This is a genomic window from Holdemania sp. 1001095H_141210_F2 (assembly GCF_015558105.1).
GTDB lineage: Bacteria > Bacillota_I > Bacilli_A > Erysipelotrichales > Erysipelotrichaceae > Holdemania.
Window position 1 is genome coordinate 202,164 of sequence record NZ_JADNPO010000001.1, and the last position, 20,156, is coordinate 222,319.

11 protein-coding genes are annotated in these 20,156 nt (G+C 55.4%); 8 read left to right on the forward strand and 3 right to left on the reverse strand.

The window, feature by feature from the left end:
• Positions 1 to 6: 6 nt before the first annotated feature.
• The 3 genes from I2G61_RS01025 to I2G61_RS01035 are packed head-to-tail and all read right to left on the reverse strand — an operon-like array spanning position 7 to position 10,696.
• A complete protein-coding gene (locus I2G61_RS01025) occupies positions 7 to 1,542 on the reverse strand; it encodes an HD domain-containing response regulator (RefSeq protein WP_072684093.1) in 1,536 nt (511 codons plus the stop codon).
• On the reverse strand, positions 1,542 to 3,419 hold the full coding sequence (locus tag I2G61_RS01030) for a histidine kinase N-terminal 7TM domain-containing protein (protein WP_072684094.1): 1,878 nt from the start codon (positions 3,417 to 3,419) through the stop codon (positions 1,542 to 1,544). Before I2G61_RS01030 ends, I2G61_RS01025 begins: the two co-directional genes overlap by 1 nt.
• The gene (locus I2G61_RS01035; RefSeq protein WP_195547751.1) at positions 3,416 to 10,696 is read right to left on the reverse strand and encodes a non-ribosomal peptide synthetase; all 7,281 of its coding nucleotides are present in this window, start codon (positions 10,694 to 10,696) and stop codon (positions 3,416 to 3,418) included. Before I2G61_RS01035 ends, I2G61_RS01030 begins: the two co-directional genes overlap by 4 nt.
• Positions 10,697 to 10,994: 298 nt before the next feature.
• Between I2G61_RS01035 and I2G61_RS01040 the strand changes: the two genes are divergently transcribed.
• The 8 genes from I2G61_RS01040 (at position 10,995) to carA (ending at position 20,155) form a co-directional block, all read left to right on the forward strand.
• Positions 10,995 to 12,119, forward strand: a complete 1,125-nt coding sequence (locus I2G61_RS01040; protein ID WP_195547752.1) for a helix-turn-helix domain-containing protein — start codon at positions 10,995 to 10,997, stop codon at positions 12,117 to 12,119.
• Positions 12,120 to 12,762: 643 nt separating this feature from the next.
• Positions 12,763 to 13,644 (forward strand): PRD domain-containing protein, encoded by an 882-nt coding sequence (locus tag I2G61_RS01045; protein WP_195547753.1) that lies wholly within the window; start codon positions 12,763 to 12,765, stop codon positions 13,642 to 13,644.
• Positions 13,625 to 14,512 (forward strand): ferredoxin family protein, encoded by an 888-nt coding sequence (locus I2G61_RS01050; RefSeq protein ID WP_072684099.1) that lies wholly within the window; start codon positions 13,625 to 13,627, stop codon positions 14,510 to 14,512. The genes I2G61_RS01045 and I2G61_RS01050 overlap by 20 nt, the downstream gene beginning before the upstream one ends.
• Before the next feature lie 4 nt (positions 14,513 to 14,516).
• Positions 14,517 to 15,005: a PTS glucose transporter subunit IIA gene (locus I2G61_RS01055; protein WP_072684100.1), complete on the forward strand. Its 489-nt coding sequence runs from the start codon at positions 14,517 to 14,519 to the stop codon at positions 15,003 to 15,005.
• A gap of 125 nt (positions 15,006 to 15,130) precedes the next feature.
• The gene (locus I2G61_RS01060; RefSeq protein ID WP_195547754.1) at positions 15,131 to 16,516 is read left to right on the forward strand and encodes a PTS transporter subunit EIIC; all 1,386 of its coding nucleotides are present in this window, start codon (positions 15,131 to 15,133) and stop codon (positions 16,514 to 16,516) included.
• 387 nt (positions 16,517 to 16,903) lie between these two features.
• Positions 16,904 to 17,779: an aspartate carbamoyltransferase catalytic subunit gene (locus tag I2G61_RS01065; RefSeq protein ID WP_195547755.1), complete on the forward strand. Its 876-nt coding sequence runs from the start codon at positions 16,904 to 16,906 to the stop codon at positions 17,777 to 17,779.
• Positions 17,780 to 19,066, forward strand: a complete 1,287-nt coding sequence (locus I2G61_RS01070) for a dihydroorotase (RefSeq protein WP_195547756.1) — start codon at positions 17,780 to 17,782, stop codon at positions 19,064 to 19,066.
• A 3-nt stretch (positions 19,067 to 19,069) separates the two neighbouring features.
• A complete protein-coding gene (gene carA / locus I2G61_RS01075; protein ID WP_195547757.1) occupies positions 19,070 to 20,155 on the forward strand; it encodes a glutamine-hydrolyzing carbamoyl-phosphate synthase small subunit in 1,086 nt (361 codons plus the stop codon).
• The last annotated feature ends 1 nt before the right edge of the window (position 20,156 follow it).

Sequence of the window (20,156 nt, forward strand, 5' to 3'; positions counted from 1 at the left end):
CCTTTCCTAAAGTTCGTGGAATGTCCATTCCAACTGCGCATGGATCTTGTCGTAATCATTTAAGAGCTCCAGGAACTCGTCGACCAGTTGCGGATCAAACTGCGTGCCCTTGTTGCGGATCAGTTCGGCCCGCGCCTGATCGAGCGAGAGCGACTGGCGGTAGGCCCTAAACGAGGTCATCGCGTCGAATGCGTCGGCCACGGCGATCATCCGCGATTCCAGCGGAATCTGGGTACCAGCCAGACCATCGGGATAACCCTTGCCGTCCCAGCGTTCGTGATGACCGCGGATGATGCCGGCGATATCCTGAAAGAAGCTCATCGTGGAAAGAATCTGACAGCCCAGCTCGCTGTGGCGGCGGATCTGCGCAAATTCTTCCTCGCTTAACGGTCCCAGCTTGGTCAGAATGGAATCCGGTACGCCGATCTTGCCGACGTCGTGAAACAGGCCGGCCAGGCGGATCAGCTCCAGCCGCTGCGGATCCTGAATTCGTTTTTTAGCCAATAACGTCGTGTAATAGCTGACCCGATCGGAATGGCCGCGGGTGTAAATATCTTTCGCTTCGACCATCAGCCGGACCGCCGTAATCGTTTCCATATAGCTGTCTTTGAGCTGCTTGTTCGTTTCTTTCAGCTGATGGTTGCGGCTTTGCAAGACCGTATGCAGAACCATCCGCGCGATCGCCGAACCCGCCTGACGGCTGTAGAGCGTCAATAACTGAATCAGTGTTTCGGCCGGGGCCTGCCTGAAATGAATTCCGATCATGCCGAGAAAATGCCCGCTTTCATCATGCAGCGGCAGGGCCAGGCGCTGTTCGCACAGATCCGGCTGACGGGAGCTTTTTATCCGCTGGATCGCGTCGAGAAAATTCGGATAGTACAGCCGCATAAACTGTCCCGCGTCCAGCTCATAATCGCCGCTGCCGCTTAATAACAGCGAGGAAACCAGCGACACTTTTTCGCTGAAGGAGGGGATGTTCTGCGGGTTGAGCATCACGAAGACGTCGTCTTCATGACACAGAGAACGCACCTGTTCCACGATCGCCGCGATCAGCTGCTGCGGATTCTGATCCTGATACAACGTCGTGACGTTGCCGAGAATTTCGTTAAGTCCGTCGCGGTAGCGGCGGATTGTCTGCATCTGGCGGATCGACTTGACGCACGATTCAACCAGCAGTTCCAGCTGATCGAATTTATCGCTTTTTTCATAGTAGCCCTGGATGTCCAGCTCACGGATCGTCTTGACCGGCGGCGCCAGATCCTTGTGGCCGGTTAGCAGGATGATAAACAGATCGGTGTTGAACTTGCGGATCTCCTCGACGACCTTGTCGCCGCAGATTGGATTCATCAGAAAGTCCAGCAGCAGGATGTCGTAGTGATCCAGACGGATTTTTTCGATAGCCCGCCGCGGATTGCTTTCAATGTCGACGGTGTAGCCGCAGCCCTCAAAATAAGAGCGCAGCGCCAGCGTGATCATTTCATCGTCGTCCAACACCAGCAGGCGGAACTCGTTATGGATCTGACCTTTGCGATTTTTACGCATCAAAAGGGACTCCTTTCTTCAGATTTTGGCAGGTTTTCTTCCTGCAGGACTTCGCTGTTGAGCGGAATCGTGAACCCGAACACCGCGCCGCCGCCCGGGTTATCGTTAAACCACAGTTCACCGTCAAACTTTCCCTGGATCAGCGCTTTGGACATATACAATCCCAAACCGGCTCCGGCGGTGCCCTTGGATGTGATCATTTCCTTTAATAAATGACGGCGCACGGAATCGGAAATGCCGCTGCCGTGATCGCTGACCGAGAGCGAGAGCTGGTCGTCTTCCTGCCAGATCTTTAAGCGAATGGTGTGGTCGGATTGGGGCAGCTGGGCGTCGATCGCGTTGGCGATGAAGTTGTTGACGATCTGAACGAGGTTGTTGATATCCCCATGCAGCACAACCGCAGGCGGCACGCAGTTTTCTGCGATGAGCTGGCAGTTGTGGACGGTCAGCTCATGGCGCATGAGCAGCGTCGTCCGCCGCAGCAGTTCCTCGGGCGTGAAGGTGACCTTATCGGAGGCGTTCATACTGGCGGCCTGGCCTTTGACGGCCGTGATGATGTCGGACATGTACGAACACGAATCCTTGCAGCGGTGAATCCAGTCCGTCATTTCCTGAGCGATCTCCTTGTAATCGGCCGGGGTGACCTCCGGATCGCCGAAGCTGCGCTGACATTCGTCGACCAGATCGTCCATCGCGTTGAGCGCTCCGGCAATCGACATGATCGGCGTTTTCAAGTTGTGCGCAATGCCGCCGACCATCTGACCTAACGAAGCCAGCCGTTCCCGTTCCATCATCCGCTTCTGTGAATTCTGTAATTTCTGCATGCTTTCCTTCAGCTTGGTGACGTCCTTGTAAATAACGCTGAATCCGACGATCACCTTATTCATGATTAACGGCGTGACCTCGACCATGTAGTAATGCAGATGACCGTCGGCGACGATCGACTGTTCATAGGCGATCGAACTGCGGCTTTCGCGCGACGATTCGACGGAGCTGATCAGATTGTAGACGGCCGTCATCGCGCTGGGATCGTGATCGCGGTGGATGTTGATCAGCGGCTTGTTGATCTCAATCCCGCAGCGGCTGCCGATGATCTGGGCGAACGGCTGGTTGTAGTTGAGCACCAGCCCGGTCTCGCTGAGGATCAGATAACAGTCGGAAATCCAGTCGAGGATGTGCTGCGTCGCAATCGGCGTGATGTTGAGGAAATTCAGCTTCTCAATCGCGATGCCGTGGAAGATGACCGTGAACACAAAGCTGATCGGTGTCGCAGCGATCGACAGGTTCAGAATTTTGAGCGTTGCGAGCATACTGACGACTAACGGAATCAACGTACCTAAGGAGAACATGACGGCCTGCTGCATATACAGACGGTTGTTGCTTTTAAAGGCAAAGTGCAGGATGATGCAGATCGCGGCGATCATGCACAGGTAGCTGTAGCCGCCGCTGATATACATGTAGGGGCCGAACACGACCTCGCTGGCGATCACGCTGAAATGCTTGTAATGCAGATGATGCAGCGGATTGGTCCAGATCATGATGTTAGTGAGCACCGGGACGATAAACAGGCCGCGGACTTTCTTCGGCAGACTGTCGTAATGATGGGTGAAGACCAGCGCGATCAAAAGCAGCAGCACCGGCGCCATGCTTGTGCCGAAATTGGACAATGCGTCCCAGATGTAAAGCATGATTTCATCGCCGGGCGCGGTGAAGCGCATGCCGATCAGAGCGGTCATCCATTCGATCAGAATCATCGAGAACGCGACATAGATTTTATTGATCAGGTGGCTGCGGTTGGTGCGCAGGTTGCGCGAGACGATCAGCACCAGACCGATGATGGAGATGTAGAAGGTAATCAGGGCGCCGTTGGTTATCATCGGGATTCACCTCGTTTCTGACAAAGCTGGGCCAGCTCGCGGTCGGGACGCGGAAGCGGCCAGCGGTAGCCTTCCGCTTCCAGCGCCTGCAGCGTCACAGCGGCGTCGGGCTGGATTTGAACGGGCTGCTTTTCCAGCTGATTAAGCTGTTCGATCAGACTGCCGATCACATCGCTGCCTGAACCGGCTTCCCGCTGCAGCGCAGCGGCGAATTGTTCGTCGCCGACGATGGGCAGCTGCGGGAAAATTTCCTTAAATGATAGCAAATGAGGATTCATCAGATGCAAAACGGTCAGGCGGGAACGCAGGCCGGCGACGGCCGCCAGGGCGCATTCGTCAACCGCTGTGACCTCCGCCGCGGTCTGTGCCAGCGCCGGATTCAGACAGCCGACCTGCAGGATGGCCTGACACAGCCGCCAGAAGGCGTTGGTTTGCGGATGGCGCTGGAACTGACCGTCCCGATGCCGCCCGCACAGCCGGCCTAAGCGCAGGATCCGCGCCGGCTGGCCGGCAGCGATTGCCTGACGAACGGCCTGTTCGGCCAGAAATTTGCTTTCAACGTACAGATTTTCGTTCCAGTTCTGCCCGATGTCGAGATCGGTTTCGCAAAAGCTTGCCGGTTTCTGCGGATCGGCGGGCAGATACGACCCGCTGACGCTGAGCGTGGAGACATGCACCAGCGGGACGTTGATTTGCCGGGCGAGGGCAAGCATGTTGCGGGTGCTCTCGACGTTGGCGGCCAGAAAGGCATCGCGGCGGCCATAGTGACTGACCTCGGCGGCGCTGTGCACGACGCACGTCAGCGAGGCTTGCAGCCGTGATCGCTCTGCGGCGGACAATCCCAGATCAGAGCGGGTCAGATCGCCATGCAGGCAGACAAGTTTGTTCTGATAACGGCCGACCCATTCCGGGCCGAATAACGCCTGCGCTTTTTCCAGCAGCGTGGCTTTATCTGAACGCGACAGGACAACGATCGAACACGACAGGTTCTGTGTCAGCAGCACGTCGATCAGATGCAGGCCGAAGAAACCGGAACCGCCGCTGATCAGCGGGCTACGCCAGTTGACCGGTGCATCGGATTGCAGCGGGAACTTGTCTAACCGGGGGGAGACCGGCTTTTGGACTTGCCATTCCGGCTGTATTTTCTGACGCTGTTCAGCTAACGTCGGATGGGCGTAGAACTCTTCCAGTGTCAAATGCAGGCCGAGATTGTAATATTCTGTCAGTAACGTCAAAGCGCCCAGCGAAGTGCCGCCCTGATCGAAAAATGACAGATTTTCGTCCAGTTCGGAACGCTTCAAGACCTTCCGCCACATCGCCGCCAGATCGGCGGGGCCGGCTTCTTCCACAACCGGCGGCATTTCAATTTCGGGCTGAATTCCTTCGAAAGTACAAGGACGGTCGGCAGCGGCAGTTTCAATCAACGCCGCCAGCGCCCGCCGGTCAGTTTTGCCGGAGGCGGTGAGCGGCAGATGATCCAGCCACGTCAGCGAGGAGGGGATCATGAAGTCCGGCAGCATGGATTGTAACGCCGGCCGCCAGTCCGTTTCTTCGCTGCCCGAGACAAACGCGTGCAGCGAGAGCACCTCGTGATCCTGAATCCGCGGGATCACGGCGCATTCGCGGATGCCCGCAAGACGCAAAAGCTGCTGCTCAATTTCCTGCAGCTCAATGCGGTGGCCGTTCAGCTTGATCTGACTGTCGCGCCGGCCAAGATATTCCAGCTTGCCTTGCGGATTGACGCGGACTAAATCGCCGGTGAAGTAAAACCGCCGCTGAGGCTGCTGCGGAGCCTGAACGAACGCCGTGTTTTTAGTGGGGGCGTTGATATAGCCCAATCCGACTCCGGCGCCGCCGATCACCAGCTCGCCGCTCTGCATCGGCAGACAGCGCTGACGGGCTTTGTTTAAGACATAGGTTTCGTAATTGGCCAGCGGCATACCGATGGTGACCGGGGTTTTGGAAACTTCATCCCACGTGGCATACACCGTCGTTTCCGTCGGACCATAACAGTTGAGGATCCGGGCTGAGGTGCAGGAGGCGGTCTGGCGCACTAACGGCGCAGGCAGCGCTTCCCCGACATGGATGATTGTTTTGACCGAAGCCAACGCTTCCCGGAATGCGGCGTCGGCCATGTTCATCTGCATTCGCGTCGGCGTAAACTGCACGAAATCACAGCCCTCATTCTGGATTAAGGCGGCCAGCTCCCACGGCAGGCGCAGCTGGGATTCATCGGCGATCACTACCGTCATATCCAACGCCAGAGCGATCAGACTTTCCGTCAGGAAGACATCGAAAACCGAATTGGTCGCGCATAGAGCCCGCCGGCATCCACCGATCAGCGGCCGCATTGATTCCAGAAATGCCGCGGTGTTGCGATAAGTGATCTGCGTTCCTTTGGGCAGACCGGTGGAGCCGGAGGTAAACAGGCAATAATGCACGGCGTCCAGCGGACGGGCCGGCGCCTCAAACGGCACCGAACCCTGAGCGAGCACGGAACAGGTTGGAAGCGATAGATTCAATTTCTTTAATAAAGCCGGAGTTCCAACGATCAGATCGGCGCCGGCCTGATCCAGCATCGTTGCGATCCGGGCTGAAGGGAAGTCTGGATCCAGCGGAACATATGCCCGGCCGCAATGCATCAGTGCGAGCATTGCGACAAACAGTCCCTCGCCCCGCTCACACAGAATTCCAGCCGGCTTGGCCGAAGCGTTCTGCATCAGTGCGCCGGCCAGACGATCCGCCTGTTCGATCAGCTCGGCAAAGGTCGTCGTCTTTTGATGAAAGCGCAGGGCCGGCTGGTCTGGATGCAGCCGGGCGCGCTGGCGAATCTGCACGTCCAGCGGCAGTCCGCAATATGGCACGCGCAGAGCGTTGGGCGCGTCCAGGCAGCGGTAGCGATCCAGCGGCGCAAGCACGTCCAATACAGTCCAGACCGGATCCTCCTTCGTTAAAGTCATGACGATGTGTTCCAGACTGCGCTGGTAGAAGCGGATCGTTTCTTCGCGGTAGCGCTGGTTCTCAAATTCAAAGCAGAAATGCCAGCGGCCGGCTTCCCAATAAACTTCCTCGGTTAACGGCAGCTTGCTTAACCCGGTCGCCACTGGCTGATAGCCCAGTGGCTGCCCGGCTAAGCGCAGTTGATCCGCCGCGATCGGCCGCAGCGAAAACAACAGGCCGAAGACGGCGTTGCCGCCCACCTGGCGGGGCAGATTGAACATCCGGATTAAATCTTCCAGACTGACCGCCTGATGATCCTGAATTGCCGCCAGCTGATTCTGCACGCGCGCCAGCAGCGCGCTGATCCGCATCTGAGGGTCAAGCTGAAGCGCCAACGGCAGCGTATGCATGAATAACCCCGGCATCGCCTGCGTCGCCGCCTGCGTCCGGCCGCTGACCGGCATTCCGACAACGACCCGGTCGCTCTGGTTCCAGCGGGCCAGCTGAATCAGCGCCGCACAGGCAAACAGGGCGGCCGGCGTCAGCTGCTTCGCAGCGCAGAACGTGCGGATCTTTTCCGAGCCTTCCAGACTCAGATCATAGATGAGCTGACTGCCTCCCTGATGCGGCTGTTCCCGCCGGTCCTGCGGCAGAAGCAGCGGTTTTGGCAGCGGTGTCAGCGTCTTTTTCCAATACGCAAGATCAGCTTCCGCAGGGCCATCCTGCATCGCCCAGGCCGCGTCTTTGTAGGTGAGCGCCGGCGAGCTGCAGACACGTCCCTGATAGAGCTGATCGAGATGCGAAAGCAGTAACGGCGTCGTCAGCCCGTCGCTGATCAGATGATGCATGTCCAGTCCCAGCGCCCAGCCTTCTTTACGATGAATGAAGGCGGCGGAAAACAGCGGCGGTCTGGCCAGATCCATCGGCCGGATTAATGTTGCCGGATCCCAATCCGGTCCTGCTTCGATGATCTCGACGTTGAAGGCGACCTTGTCGTGAACCTGCATTCGGATTTCTCCATCATCCAGGACAAAGCCGGTGCGCAGCAGTTCTTCTTCCTGCACCAGTTGGACTAACGCTTGACGTAAGCGGTCGATATCGAGTGTGTCGGGCAGCGTGAACAAGCCCGGCATGTGGTATGCGTCGTTTTCCGGGTCGGCAAGCAGATCCGCCAGAATCGCTTTCTGTTGAAAGCTCAGCGGATAGGTTTTTTGTTTTGGAGCCGCTTGCGGCTTTGGCTGCGGGGCAGACTGCCCGCCGTCCAGCACTTCGCCGATCGCCGCGGCGGTGCGCAGGTGGTAAAGATCCGCCGTTTTTAAACGGATCTGAAATTTTTCTTCGATTAAACTTAACAATTCCATCGCGATCAACGAATCCCCGCCGTAAGCGAAATAATCGCTGTCCAGCTGCATGTCCGGCCGTTTTAGAAGCGTACGCAGCTGATCGAGCAGCCAGCGCTGAGCCGCGGAAGTGGCGGCGGATCTGAGGGGCTGAGGGGACTGGGGCAGCGGCGGCAGCCGGCTAGGATCCAGTTTGCCGTTAGCGGTGAGCGGCAGTTCGTCGACCGCAAGATAAACGGACGGGACGACCGGCGCGGGCAGCTGTTCCATTAAGGCGCGCCTGAGACCGGCCGGATCGACCGGCTGATCGCTGACGATGTAGGCTGCCAGGGTGCGGCGGTCATTCTGAAGCACGACCGCGGCGTTTTGAATGTGCGGCAGCCGGCGCAGCTGAGCGGTGATTTCCTGCGCTTCAATCCGGTACCCGCGCACCTTGAGCTGCTGATCCTGACGGCCGGCGATCACGATCTCGCCATCCTGCGTCCAATAAGCCAGATCGCCCGTGCGATAGGCACGTTCTCCCTGTAAACAAGTCAGCGGCTGGAAGCTTTCGTCGGTTTTGGCGCGATCCTGATCATAGCCCAGCGCCAGGCAGGGACCGCTGATCCACAGTTCGCCAATACTCTCGCAAGGCAACGGCTGGCCTGTGGGATCGAGCACGAGCAGGCGGCAGCCGGGCAGGGGCTGGCCGGCGGTAATCCGGCGGGCGTGCGACAGCTCTTTCATGCAGACGCCGATCGTCGCCTCGCTGGGACCATATTGATTATAAAGCCGCGCCGATGTCCAGCGCTTGAGCTGACGCAGCAGGACGGAAGGATAAGCTTCCCCACCGCAGACCAGACAGTCCAGCCGGGAGACCGCCTGACAAAATGCCGGATGTCTGAGATATGCCTGCAAGCGCGAAGGCGTCAGGGAAAGCATGCCGATGTGATGGCGGCCGATGTAATCGGCCAGCTGGGCCGGGTTCTCCGCCGCTTCCGCATCAGCGAAAACCACGCTTCGTCCATTCAATAACGCGCAAATCGATTCGATCAGGAACGCGTCGAACGCCGGGCTGCATAACGAAAGCACCGGATTTTGCGGATAGACGCCGGCCATCGCGTCGATAAAGTTGCATAAACTGGCGGAACCGACCAGGACGCCCTTGGGGGTTCCGGTCGTGCCCGAGGTGGTGACGATATACGCTGTCTCCGGCGGCGTGAAGGGACGCGGGGCGTCCGCAAGCGCGGCCGGATGAAACTGATCATCTTCGATCGTTTTCCAGGCCCAGCGCCGCTGCGGGTCCAGCTGTTCGCGCAGCGCGCAGGAACTGATGATCAAGTCTGCGCCCGTTTGTGCAAGCAGCGTTTTCAAGCGGTTTGCGGGTTGGACAGGATCAAGGTTGATCCACACGGCGTGGCTGAGCATCGCCGCAAGCATGCCGGTGATCAGAGCTTCGCCCCGCGGCAGAAGCAGCGCGATCCGCAGCGGTTTTTCCTGCGGTAAAGTTAAAATCTGCGCGGCTAAAGCTTCCGCCTGAGCATTGAGCTGGGCAAAGGTCAGATTGCGGTCCTGATCGACAATCGCGATCGTCTGTCCCTGATTTTCTGCGATCTGACGCCAGCGGGCGGTCAGCGTTGAAGAGCAGACGGCTGCAGCTTGTGGATTGAAAGCATACAGAACGCGGTCTTCTCCGGCTTCTTCCAGCACGCGCAGTTGGCTCAACGGCGTATCCGGATGAGTCAGCACGTCCTGGAGGATCACGGTCAGGCTTTGATGCAGCTGCGCGATCCGGGCTTCGCTGAAGCTCTGGACCTGATAATCGTAGTCGATCTGCAGGGCGGCGGTTTCGCGATGGCTGACGTGCAGGCATAATTCCTCCATCTGCCAGCCGCTGAAATGCCAGGCACCGCTGAAATGGACAGTGGTGTCCGAAGGTGGGGTTAAGCGTGTGTCTTCATAGGAAAGCGCGATCGAAAACAAGGCTTCCAGTTCCGGCTGCTGAGCGCGGGCCAGTTTCATGATTTCGGTAAACGGATATTTCTGATGCTTTAACAGGCGGTACCATTGATCGTTGAGCGTCTGGCAGCACTGATCCGCTGTCTGCGCGGGATCTGTTTCGCAGCGAAAGGGCAGCGTGCTGACGAACATCCCGCCGGCATTTTTTTCTTTGGATTGGGAACGATTGATTACCGGTACGCCGATCACCGGCGCTTTCTGGGCGTGAACCCGGCTGAGATAAACGGTCAGTCCCAACAGAATCATGATAAACGGAGAGATCTGACGCTCGCTGCAGAAGGCTTGAAGCCGCCGGCTGAGGCTTTCTGAAAGCGGGCGGCTGAACCGCTTTGATATTGGACTTGGGGGATAGACCGGCGCGGTCCGCAATGGTTTTGGCGCTTCCCATGCCGCGGTTTCCCGCTGCCAGAATTGCTGGTCGCGCTCGTAGCGGGGACTGCGCAGGTAGGCTTGTTCCTGACGCAGGTGTTCCCGATACGGCGTCAGCTCAGCTTCCTTGAGACTCTCACCGCGGCATGCGCGGCAATACAGCGCGGCGATGCGGTTGTGCAGCAGCACCTGCGCCCAGCCGTCGGAAATCAGATGATGCGCCAGAATCAGCACGCCGCCGCACGTTTCCCCGGTCTGAAAACCATAAAAATGGATCAAAGGCTGATCCAGATATGGCATCGGCGTCTGTGTCATTGCCTTTTGCCAAACGGCGAATTCCGCTTCGCTTACCGCTGAGAAATCCAGCACGGGAAAGGATTGGGAAACAAACGGAACAAAATACTGGCGCGGCCGGCCTTCGATCAACGTCAGCCGTGTTCGCAGCGTTTCATCATGTTCGACGATGGCATTCAGCGTTCGCTGCAAAGCTTCGGCGTCAAAGCCTTCGTCGATAAACAAAGTGGTACTGATGTGATTGATTGGCGTGTGCGGCAGCGCTTGTTCCAGATTCCAGATATTCTGTTGACTGAATGACAGGTCTTCAGTGTGGGGCTGCGAAAAGGTTTTCATCCCGGTCCTCCTTAAATTTGAAAGTGTGTCAGGAAGCGGTGAGGCATCAGGCTTTGAAGCTCAAAGTAAACATTAACTATGAGAATTATATCGGTTCAATAATCAAAAAACAAGACGCGGTTCATGACTTTTTGATTCAATTTTCATCCTGCTTTTTCGAATGCTTTCCTTTTTGCGAAATCGCTGCTTTTTTCGTTCTGAAACCCAACCTCTTGATGCGGACACGAATTCATTTCGCAGATTTTTGACGGCTGCGGAATTTTCAGGTAAACTTAAAATCAGGAATGAGGAAAATTCAATGAACGCAGCATTAGAATCTTTTAAGCCCGCGCTGCGCGCCGGTGATCCGGCAGGAAGGCTTAAAATAATCGGTTTACTGCGGTTTAAGCGTCAGGCAAGAAAACGTTGCGTGACAAATCCGCAGGGTGTCCCTTACAATCGGGTTGAGGTGAAGAGCATGAAAACACTGGGTGAAAAAATCGCCGGGCTGCGGCAGGAGAAAAACATGACGCAGCAGGCGTTCGCGGACGTCATGGGCGTGACCCGTCAGGCAATCTCGAATTGGGAGCGGGATAAGACGGAACCAGATGTCGCCGCGCTGAAGAAGATCGGACAGGTGTTCGGCGTCGATATGAACGAGCTGTTAACCGATATCCATCTTAAACGCAGGGAAGTCGATACACGGCCGTTAACCCGACTCTTTTTGGCAATTCTGGCGACTCATTTGGGATCGTTGCTCTGGTTGTGCGCCACGACGTCCACGATGAAGGAAGCGCTGAGCCGGTATGGCTTTCGGTTTGTCTTCGTGCTGATCGCGCTGTCGATCTATGCGGCGTTTACCTATTGCATCCGCAGCCGCGATTTCTCGCTGTTGTCTGGTTATGATCCGCATGCGCCGTATGATCTGGATGTGATGGCGGACATGACGGCGGCGATGGCAACGATGATTCTGACCGATACGCTGAGCTTTTCAATTCTGAGCTGTTTGTTGGAAGGGCAGCTTTCTGAATCTCTGTCGATGGTCTTGTTTGTGATGTACCTGGCAGGCTTTGTCCTGTCCATTCTCCTCGTTAATGTGAAATATAAGGACCGGATTTATCGGGATCCGGATTATCCCGACAAGATCCGCAGCGGGAATCGCATTTCAATTTTCTTCGCCGCGACACTGATGGCGGGAGTGATGATTCTGATTCTTTCCGGCATGTTGGGCTGGGTGGGTCATAATTCCCCCAAAGCTGCATTTCAGGTCCTTCTTTTTCTGCCCTATATCCTGTTGAATGTCGTCTGGATGATGATTGAGCAGGATAAACTGCACCGGCTGATTGAGCGTGGTGAAATCTATCGCTTCGGCAAAAATACGCTGGGCGTGGCGGTGGCGGATGGAATTCTGCTGGGATTGATCCTGTTGATCAGCTGGGCTTAGCAGAGCGGGATGCGTTCAGCTTTCTGGAAATTCCAGAATCGTGGAGAATAAGGAAAGGTGATCATAACGAAGGGGCTGAAAAGGTCAGAAGGAATCGAATGATCAGCTCGTCATTGACTTTCCGGTTCCTTCTTCCATTCGTCAGCGCCTCAGCAAATTGGAAAAATACGGGCGGCAAGAAGATGTTTATTTCTACTTTGACAGCAGCGAGCGGCTGGAGAATGCGGTGAAAGATTATGTTGATGAAAGCGTGCTGACACAAGACAAAGAGAATGGTTGATTCAGAAATAGGGTTGGGAGGTTCGGATAGGCAAGAGATGATTGATTTAATACGTGGGAAGCGACGATGCGGTTTTATGGCAGCGCTGATGGAAGGAAATTGACGATCCGCGATCAAAGTGAGAACGGGTTCAAGATTAACAGACGCGATGAGGAATTAAGGATAAAAAGACGCTTAATTTATACCTGTGTAGGGAAAATGGATTTTTTTAGAAAAAGATTGACAAATTATTTTGAAGATTTTATAGTAGAGACACAGATATCCAGAATTGTTACTGGGAACAGGCAAGATCAGTATCTGATGCGTTTTTTGCATCTGTTACTGATCTTTTTCTATGTCAGAAACGAAAGGGGCTGTTTTCTTATGCAGGATCACTATGTGATAACAAAACTGATCAATAACAACGTGGTGTTTTCCACGGATGCCGGCGGCCGGGAAATCATTGTGTTCGGCAAGGCTGTTGGATTTGGAAAGAAGCGTGGGGATAGCATCGACAATTCAAAAATCATCAAGGTTTTTGAACCTTCGGATACGAAGGAAAAGAATTTCCTGATGAATCTGGTTGAGGATATCGACCCGGTGTATATCGACATGGCCACGAAAATCATCGCTTTATTTGAATCCCGGCTGCATTGCAAGGTCAATGTGATGATGAATATCAGTCTCTCCGATCATATTCACAATGCCGTGCGGAACAAGCAGGAGGGCTTCCAGGTGCCGCTGGATATTCTTGAGGAAGTCAAGACGATGTATCCGCGGGAATTTCTGATTGCGAAAGAGGGACTGGATCTGATCGAGAAAGAAACCCGGACGACACTGGGGGAAGATGAAGCCGGCTACATTGTGCTGCATTATATCAATGCCCAGGGACAGCATTTCCGCAGCGACGCGAAGGTCAGACTTTTGTTTCAGGAGCGCGTGATTCAGGAAATCGAGCGGGAATACGGCGTGAAGCTGGATCATCTGTCGGTCTATTATTCCCGGTTTCTGACACATCTGAGCTTTCTGGCTGCCCGCCTGCATGACGGACAGTTATTGGAAGCTTCGCAGAGTACGCTGTACCCGCTGCTTGTGCAGAAATATCCACGCTTAGAAGCGTGTACGGAACTGATTGCCGGGATTATCTTAAACGAGTTTCACATGCCGGTGGGCGAGGAAGAAAAGGGATATCTGGCGCTGCACATCCACAATCTGCTTAAAAATTTGAAAATGGAGGAGAGTTCTGATGGAACAACGTTTAAATAAGGATCAGTGTACCGGCTGCGGGAACTGCCTGACGGCCTGTCCGCTGGATTTGCTTCGCCTGTCGGCCCAGCATAACCGCCGCGGCGTGTGCTTCGTTGAAAATGTCGATCCTCAGCGCTGCATCGCTTGCCGGCGATGCGAGCTGATGTGTACGGCGGGAGCGATTGATTTTCTTGAAAACAATCAGCCTGTCAGCAATACTCTGATTGACAAGCAGGCAATCCCGCCGCATGCGGGTTGTTATCTTGGTTCGCTGACAAAAGCGTTGGCTGACGCGATCGAACAGTTGGGTGTGCGCGAGCAGGTGGTGATCTTTAAGAAGAAAGCCGCCGATGTCAATCTGAATTGCGAACTGCACGATTACGCGGACGAACAGTTTTATCAGGACGGTCTGGCCTATAAACGGGCGCATCCGGAAAAGCTGGTCATTTTGATTTGTTCCAGCAGCAAAGCGCCGTCCACCGCCCTGAACCAACAACGCTTCAACGCGCTGCGAGACGAGTCGGTTACAATCATCAATACCTTAAACTGGTTTGAGCGCGATGAAGCGGGACAGCTTATCGGCGGCGGATCGCGGATGCTTGAACAGCTGCGCGACTTAGGTTACGCTTCCTATCTGGCCCGCGGCAGCGTGCGCTCGCCCGAAGCGATAGGACGGCTGACGCAAAGCTTACGTAAGGCGTTGATGCTGCAGCGGCAAAACCGGCCGTTTGCGGTTGTAGAGATTGTCTTTCCCTGCTTTTACCGTCTGGCAGGCCGCCCGCAGCGGTGGATGAGCGCTCAGGAAATTGAACCGCTGCGTCAATGGTTCGCAAGCAAAATTGAGCCGGAATATCCGGAAGAAATTCTCAAAGAAGGAAAGGAGTAGAACGATGGGATTATTTAAACAGGGCCGGCGGACGGCGGCCCGCTTGATCGTCAAAGCGCCGGTTTCCGGCGAAGTGAAACCGCTGGCCAGCCTGAACGACGGCGTGTTTTCAGAAGCGCTGCTGGGACCGGGCTGCGTTATCCAGCCGGGTGAAGACGAACTGACCGCGCCGTTTGCGGGCGAGGTTGTCATGGTGGCGGCGACGAAGCACGCGATCGGGTTGATGAGCGATGAGGGCGTCGAGCTGATGCTGCACGTCGGTCTGGACACCGTCAATCTCAACGGCGAAGGCTTTCAGGTGGAAGTCCAGCCGAAGATGCACGTGCAGGCGGGGGAGCGGCTGATGCGCTTTTCACGCGAACAGATTCAGGCTGCCGGCTATCCGGACGGCGTTGTGATGATCGTTACCAACGCCCGTTTGTTCAAACAGGTTGAAACACTGAAGGAGGGGATGATCAAAGCCCAGGAAAATTTATTATCCGTATCGAAGTAATTCACATCCACGAATCCCGATAACCAGAATTGTTACTCACGCGGGCAAGATCAGTATCCGATTCATTTTCCCATCCGGGCTTAGAGTGAACGTTATTAAATCATATTAAAATAAGGAGAATGAAGATGAAAGAACTTGCAAAACAATGCATCGAACACGTCGGCGGCGCTGCCAATATTCAAGCCGTCTCCCATTGCGCGACCCGGCTGCGGCTGACGCTGCGGGATCAAAGTCAGGTGAATGAAGCGGCGTTGACTGCTTTGCCGGAAGTCATCAAGGTGATGCAGGTCGGAGCGCAGACGCAGATCATTATCGGCAGCGACGCTCCGGAATTGTACGGCGTGGTCAGCCAGCTGGTCGATCAGGCCCAGAGTGAAGCCCCGGCCAAGTCCGCGGAAGCGGCAGAAAAACAGCCGGTGGCGAAGAATAAAAAGAAGGCGGCTGCGGGGAAATTCTTCGATGCCTGCAGCAGCATGTTTACTCCGCTGGTGCCGGCGTTTACGGCAGCCGGGATGATCAAGGCTGTGCTGGCGATTCTCGTAGCTGTTTTCGGACTGGCGAAAACCTCGCAGGAATACATCATTATCAATTATGTTTCCGATACGATTTTCTACTTCCTGCCGATTTATTTAGGCGTCACCGCCGCTTCTTATTTTGGCTGCAACAAATATATTGCGGCCGCCGTCACGGCCATGTTTGTGCATCCGGCCTATGTCGGTCTGGTTTCTGCAGGCGAGGCCGTTGCGTTTTTCGGCATGCCGGTCGTTCTGTATAATTATTCCTCGACCGTCTTTCCGACGATTCTGACCGTCTGGTTCATGGCGTATGTCGAACGGTTTGCACGCAAGGTTTCACCCAAGGTCGTCAAAGCGATCATGGAGCCGATGCTGACGCTGCTGATCACCTTTCCGGTGGGCCTGTTAATCCTCGGTCCGATCGGCGCGGTTCTCGGCGAGGTCTTAATGCAGATCTTCGCGGCGATCGACGCTTCCGTCCCATTCTTAGTTCCGATGATCGTCGGCGCCGTTTCGCCGTTTCTGGTCTTTGTCGGCATGCACCGGGCAGTCGGTACGCTGGAAACGATGCAGATCGCTCAGATGGGTTTTAGCTCGCTGTTAGGCACAGGCATGTTGGCAAGCAACATCGCGCAGGGAGCGTCCACACTGGTGCTGTCATTGAAGTCGAAGGATGAAAAGGTAAAGCCGCTGGCCTTTACCGCCGGCGTGACCGCGTTGTGCGGAATTACGGAACCGGCGCTGTACGGGTTTACCGCTAAAAATAAGAAGTCGTTGATCGCGACGGTCATCGGCGGAGGCGTCGGCGGCTTCTATGCCGGCATCACGCATGTCGTTCGCTTCGCCAAGGGCGCTCCGGGTTTGCCAACCTTGCCGGTTTTCATCAGTCTGGATAATCCGATGAATTTGATCAATGCCTGCATCACAGTGCTGATCGCCTTCGCGGTGGCCTTCATCGCGGCATGGATGATGATCAAGCCGGAGGAGATCCAGTAACCCGCCGACTGAATAAGCAAAAAGGGAAATAAGGGAAGTCTGAGGAAAAACGGACTTCCTTTTTTGTCTCTGCGTTTCAGCGGCAGAAGCCACAGTTTTATGGGACTATCGAAAAGAATGATCCCAGATATAAAATAAGGATAGCGAACAGCTAGGTTTATCTTGGAAAGACAGGGGGAAAGTGAAGGAAACGGAACTGAATTTCCAGGGTTTTATGAACGAAAGCTTGTGCTGAAAAACAAACTGGGTTATAATATTCATGGCTTTAATTTAGTGCAGCGACACTAAGAAGGCATACACAAATTTTAAGATGAATCTGCGTTCTTTTCGTGTAACCTTCAAAAGCCTGTTTTTGAAGGCTTTTTTTACAGAAACGGAGGATTCCTGATGAACGATCTATACCAACTCAGCTCTCTTTCTACCGATGAGATTCAGCACATTCTCGATGTTGCCGAACAATGCCGCCAGGGCCAGTTCATCGACAGCGAGAAAGGAAAAATCGTTGCCAACCTGTTTTTTGAACCATCTACCCGAACCCAGTACAGCTTCAATACCGCCGAGGAAAAACTGGGGATGAAGGTGATCAACTTCAACGCTCAGGCCTCTTCGATGCAGAAGGGCGAAAGCTTCTACGATACGGTCAAAACGTTTGAGAGCTTCGGCCTGGACGCCGTGGTCATCCGCGATCGGCAGGATGAATACTACAAGCAGCTGCAGGGCCGGATCAACATTCCGATCCTCAACGCCGGCGACGGCAAGAAAGACCACCCGACCCAGTCGCTGCTCGATTTGATGACGATCCGCCAGGAGTTCGGTCACTTTGACGGCTTGAAAATCGCGATTGTCGGGGACGTAAAATACTCCCGCGTCGCCCATACCAACATCGAGGTCATGCAGCGCTTAGGCATGCAATGCTTCATCAGCGGACCGGAGGAATACCGCGATCCGCAGTACGACTACATTGATTTCGATCAGGCGGTCAAGGATATGGACGTGATCATGCTGCTGCGGGTGCAGCACGAACGGCATGAACAGGCGATGTCCCTGACTCAACAAGAATACCATGCGCGCTACGGTCTGACCTTGGAGCGGGTGAAAGCGATGAAGGACACCGCGATCATCATGCACCCGGCGCCGTTTAACCGCGGCGTGGAAATTGCCGATGAGGTCGTAGAATGCGAAAAATCCCGCATCTTCAAACAGATCAACAACGGCGTATTCGTGCGCATGGCGGTGCTGAAACGCGCAATGGAGGGACGATAAATGAGCTTTTTAATGCAGAACGGCGAGGTGCTTTACCGCGGCAAGGTCCGCAAAATGGACGTCCTGGTTGACGATCTGGGCCGGGTCACGGCTGCGGATCAGATCGATCTGACGGCGGAGGACGTGGACGAGGTGATCGACGCGTCAAGCCTGCTGATCGCACCGGGGCTGATCGATCCGCATGTGCATCTGCGCGAGCCGGGCTTTGAATACAAGGAAACAATCGCTTCCGGTACCGCAGCTGCGGCCAAGGGCGGCTACACGACGATCATGGCAATGCCCAACCTCAATCCGGTACCGGACTCGCTCGAACACTTAAAGGTGCAGCAGGACCGGATCCGCTACAACGCAAAAATCCAGGTCATTCCCTATGCCGCCATCACTCAGGGGCAGAAGGGCGTCGGCGAGCTGGTCGATTTCTACGCGCTGGCCTCGGAGGTGATCGCCTTCTCCGACGACGGCAAGGGCGTGCAGGAAGAAGCGATGATGCGCGAAGCGATGTTAGCGGCCAGGCGCAACAACTGCCTGATCGTTGCGCATTGCGAGGATGAAAGCCTGATCGCCAAGGGCGCCTGTATCCATGCGGGCCGCAAGGCGGAGGAACTCGGCTTCACCGGCATCAGCAGCGCCAGTGAGTACCAACAGATCGAACGCGATCTCAGACTGGCGGAGGAAACCGGCTGTCAATATCATATCTGCCACATCTCCTGTAAGGAATCCGTCGAGCTGGTCCGTCAGGCGAAACAGCGCGGCGTTCAGGTCAGCTGCGAGGTCACGCCGCATCACCTGTTATTGTGCGAGGACGACATCAGCGCCGACGACGGCCGCTTCAAGATGAATCCGCCGCTGCGCACTAAGGCCGATCAGGAAGCGCTGATCGCGGGCATTCAGGACGGCACGATCGACATGATCGCAACCGACCACGCGCCGCACAGCGCCGAGGAAAAAGCGAAGGGCCTGCAGAGCAGTGCGATGGGCATCGTCGGCCTTGAAACCGCGTTTGAGCTGATCTACACCTATCTTGTCCGCACCGGCAAGATCACGCTGGAAAAGTGCTTTGAACTGATGAGCTTCAACTGCGCCGACATCTTCGGCATCGAGGGCGGCGAAATCATCAACTTTGAAAAGGCCAATCTGGCTGTCTTCAACTTGAATCAACGCGAAAAAATCAATCCGAAAACCTTTGTCTCCCAAGGCAAAAGCACACCGTTTGAAGGCTGGTGGGCGATGGGCCGCTGCGTGATGACGGTGGCGGACGGACAGATCGTGTATAGAGAGGGGCTATAAACAATGGATCGTAAACTCGTATTACAAAACGGCATGGAGTTGGAAGCCAAGGGCTTCGGCAGCCAAAAGGAAGTGATTGCCGAGCTGGTATTCAACACGTCGATGGTCGGCTATCAGGAGATTCTCAGCGATCCCTCCTACACCGAACAGATCGTCGTCATGACCTATCCGCTGATCGGCAACTATGGCATCATCGACGAAGACTATGAATCCAAGCTGATCGGACCGAAGGGCTTCATCGTCCGCGAATACAACGACAAGCCAAGCAACTTCCGCTACACCAAGACGCTCAACGAGCTGCTGGAAGAAAACGAGGTGCCGGGCCTGACGCATCTGGACACCCGGAAATTGACGCGGATTCTGCGCGACGAAGGTTCGATGCTCGGTCTGATCTGCGACTCAGACGTAACCCATGAGGAAGCGATGGCGAAGCTGGCGGCCTACAACGCGCCAAAGGATCTGGTCGCGCGCGTCTCGTGCAGGAAAAAATGGTATTCCCGCTGCGCCAATCCGCGCTTCAATGTCGTTGCGATCGACTGCGGCATCAAATACAACATCATCCGTGAGCTGAACCGCTACGGCTGCAACGTCACAATCGTGCCGTACAACACTTCGTATGAAACGATCATGGCGCTCAATCCGGACGGCATCTTCTTGTCCAACGGGCCGGGCGATCCGGAAAACGTGCCGGAGGTCATTGATTTGATCCGTCAGCTTCAGGGCAAAAAGCCGATCTTCGGCATCTGTCTGGGCCATCAGATGATCGCGCTGGCCAATGGCTTGCATACCTACAAGCTGAAATTCGGCCACCGCGGCGGCAATCATCCGGTCAAAAATCTGTTGACCGGCAAGGTCGAGATTACCTCCCAGAACCACAGCTACGCCGTCAGCACGGACGGAATTGAAAAGACCCGCGTCGAGATTACGCACATCAACCTGCTTGATCAGACTGTCGAGGGCCTGCGGATTGACGAGGACCGCATCTTCTCAACCCAGTACCATCCGGAATCCGCTTCCGGACCGGAGGATTCCAAATATTTATTCGGATTGTTCATTCACAACATGGAAGCTATGAAGGAGGGCCGTTAAG

Bases quoted from the DNA above. Each gene is read 5' to 3' on its own strand.
- I2G61_RS01065 (WP_195547755.1), top strand. From the start codon at position 16,904: ATGAACGATCTATACCAACTCAGCTCTCTTTCTACCGATGAGATTCAG.
- I2G61_RS01055 (WP_072684100.1), top strand. From the start codon at position 14,517: ATGGGATTATTTAAACAGGGCCGGCGGACGGCGGCCCGCTTGATCGTC.
- carA (WP_195547757.1), top strand. From the start codon at position 19,070: ATGGATCGTAAACTCGTATTACAAAACGGCATGGAGTTGGAAGCCAAG.
- I2G61_RS01040 (WP_195547752.1), top strand. From the start codon at position 10,995: ATGAACGCAGCATTAGAATCTTTTAAGCCCGCGCTGCGCGCCGGTGAT.
- I2G61_RS01035 (WP_195547751.1), bottom strand. From the start codon at position 10,696: ATGAAAACCTTTTCGCAGCCCCACACTGAAGACCTGTCATTCAGTCAA.
- I2G61_RS01045 (WP_195547753.1), top strand. From the start codon at position 12,763: ATGCAGGATCACTATGTGATAACAAAACTGATCAATAACAACGTGGTG.
- I2G61_RS01070 (WP_195547756.1), top strand. From the start codon at position 17,780: ATGAGCTTTTTAATGCAGAACGGCGAGGTGCTTTACCGCGGCAAGGTC.
- I2G61_RS01060 (WP_195547754.1), top strand. From the start codon at position 15,131: ATGAAAGAACTTGCAAAACAATGCATCGAACACGTCGGCGGCGCTGCC.
- I2G61_RS01030 (WP_072684094.1), bottom strand. From the start codon at position 3,419: ATGATAACCAACGGCGCCCTGATTACCTTCTACATCTCCATCATCGGT.
- I2G61_RS01025 (WP_072684093.1), bottom strand. From the start codon at position 1,542: ATGCGTAAAAATCGCAAAGGTCAGATCCATAACGAGTTCCGCCTGCTG.
- I2G61_RS01050 (WP_072684099.1), top strand. From the start codon at position 13,625: ATGGAACAACGTTTAAATAAGGATCAGTGTACCGGCTGCGGGAACTGC.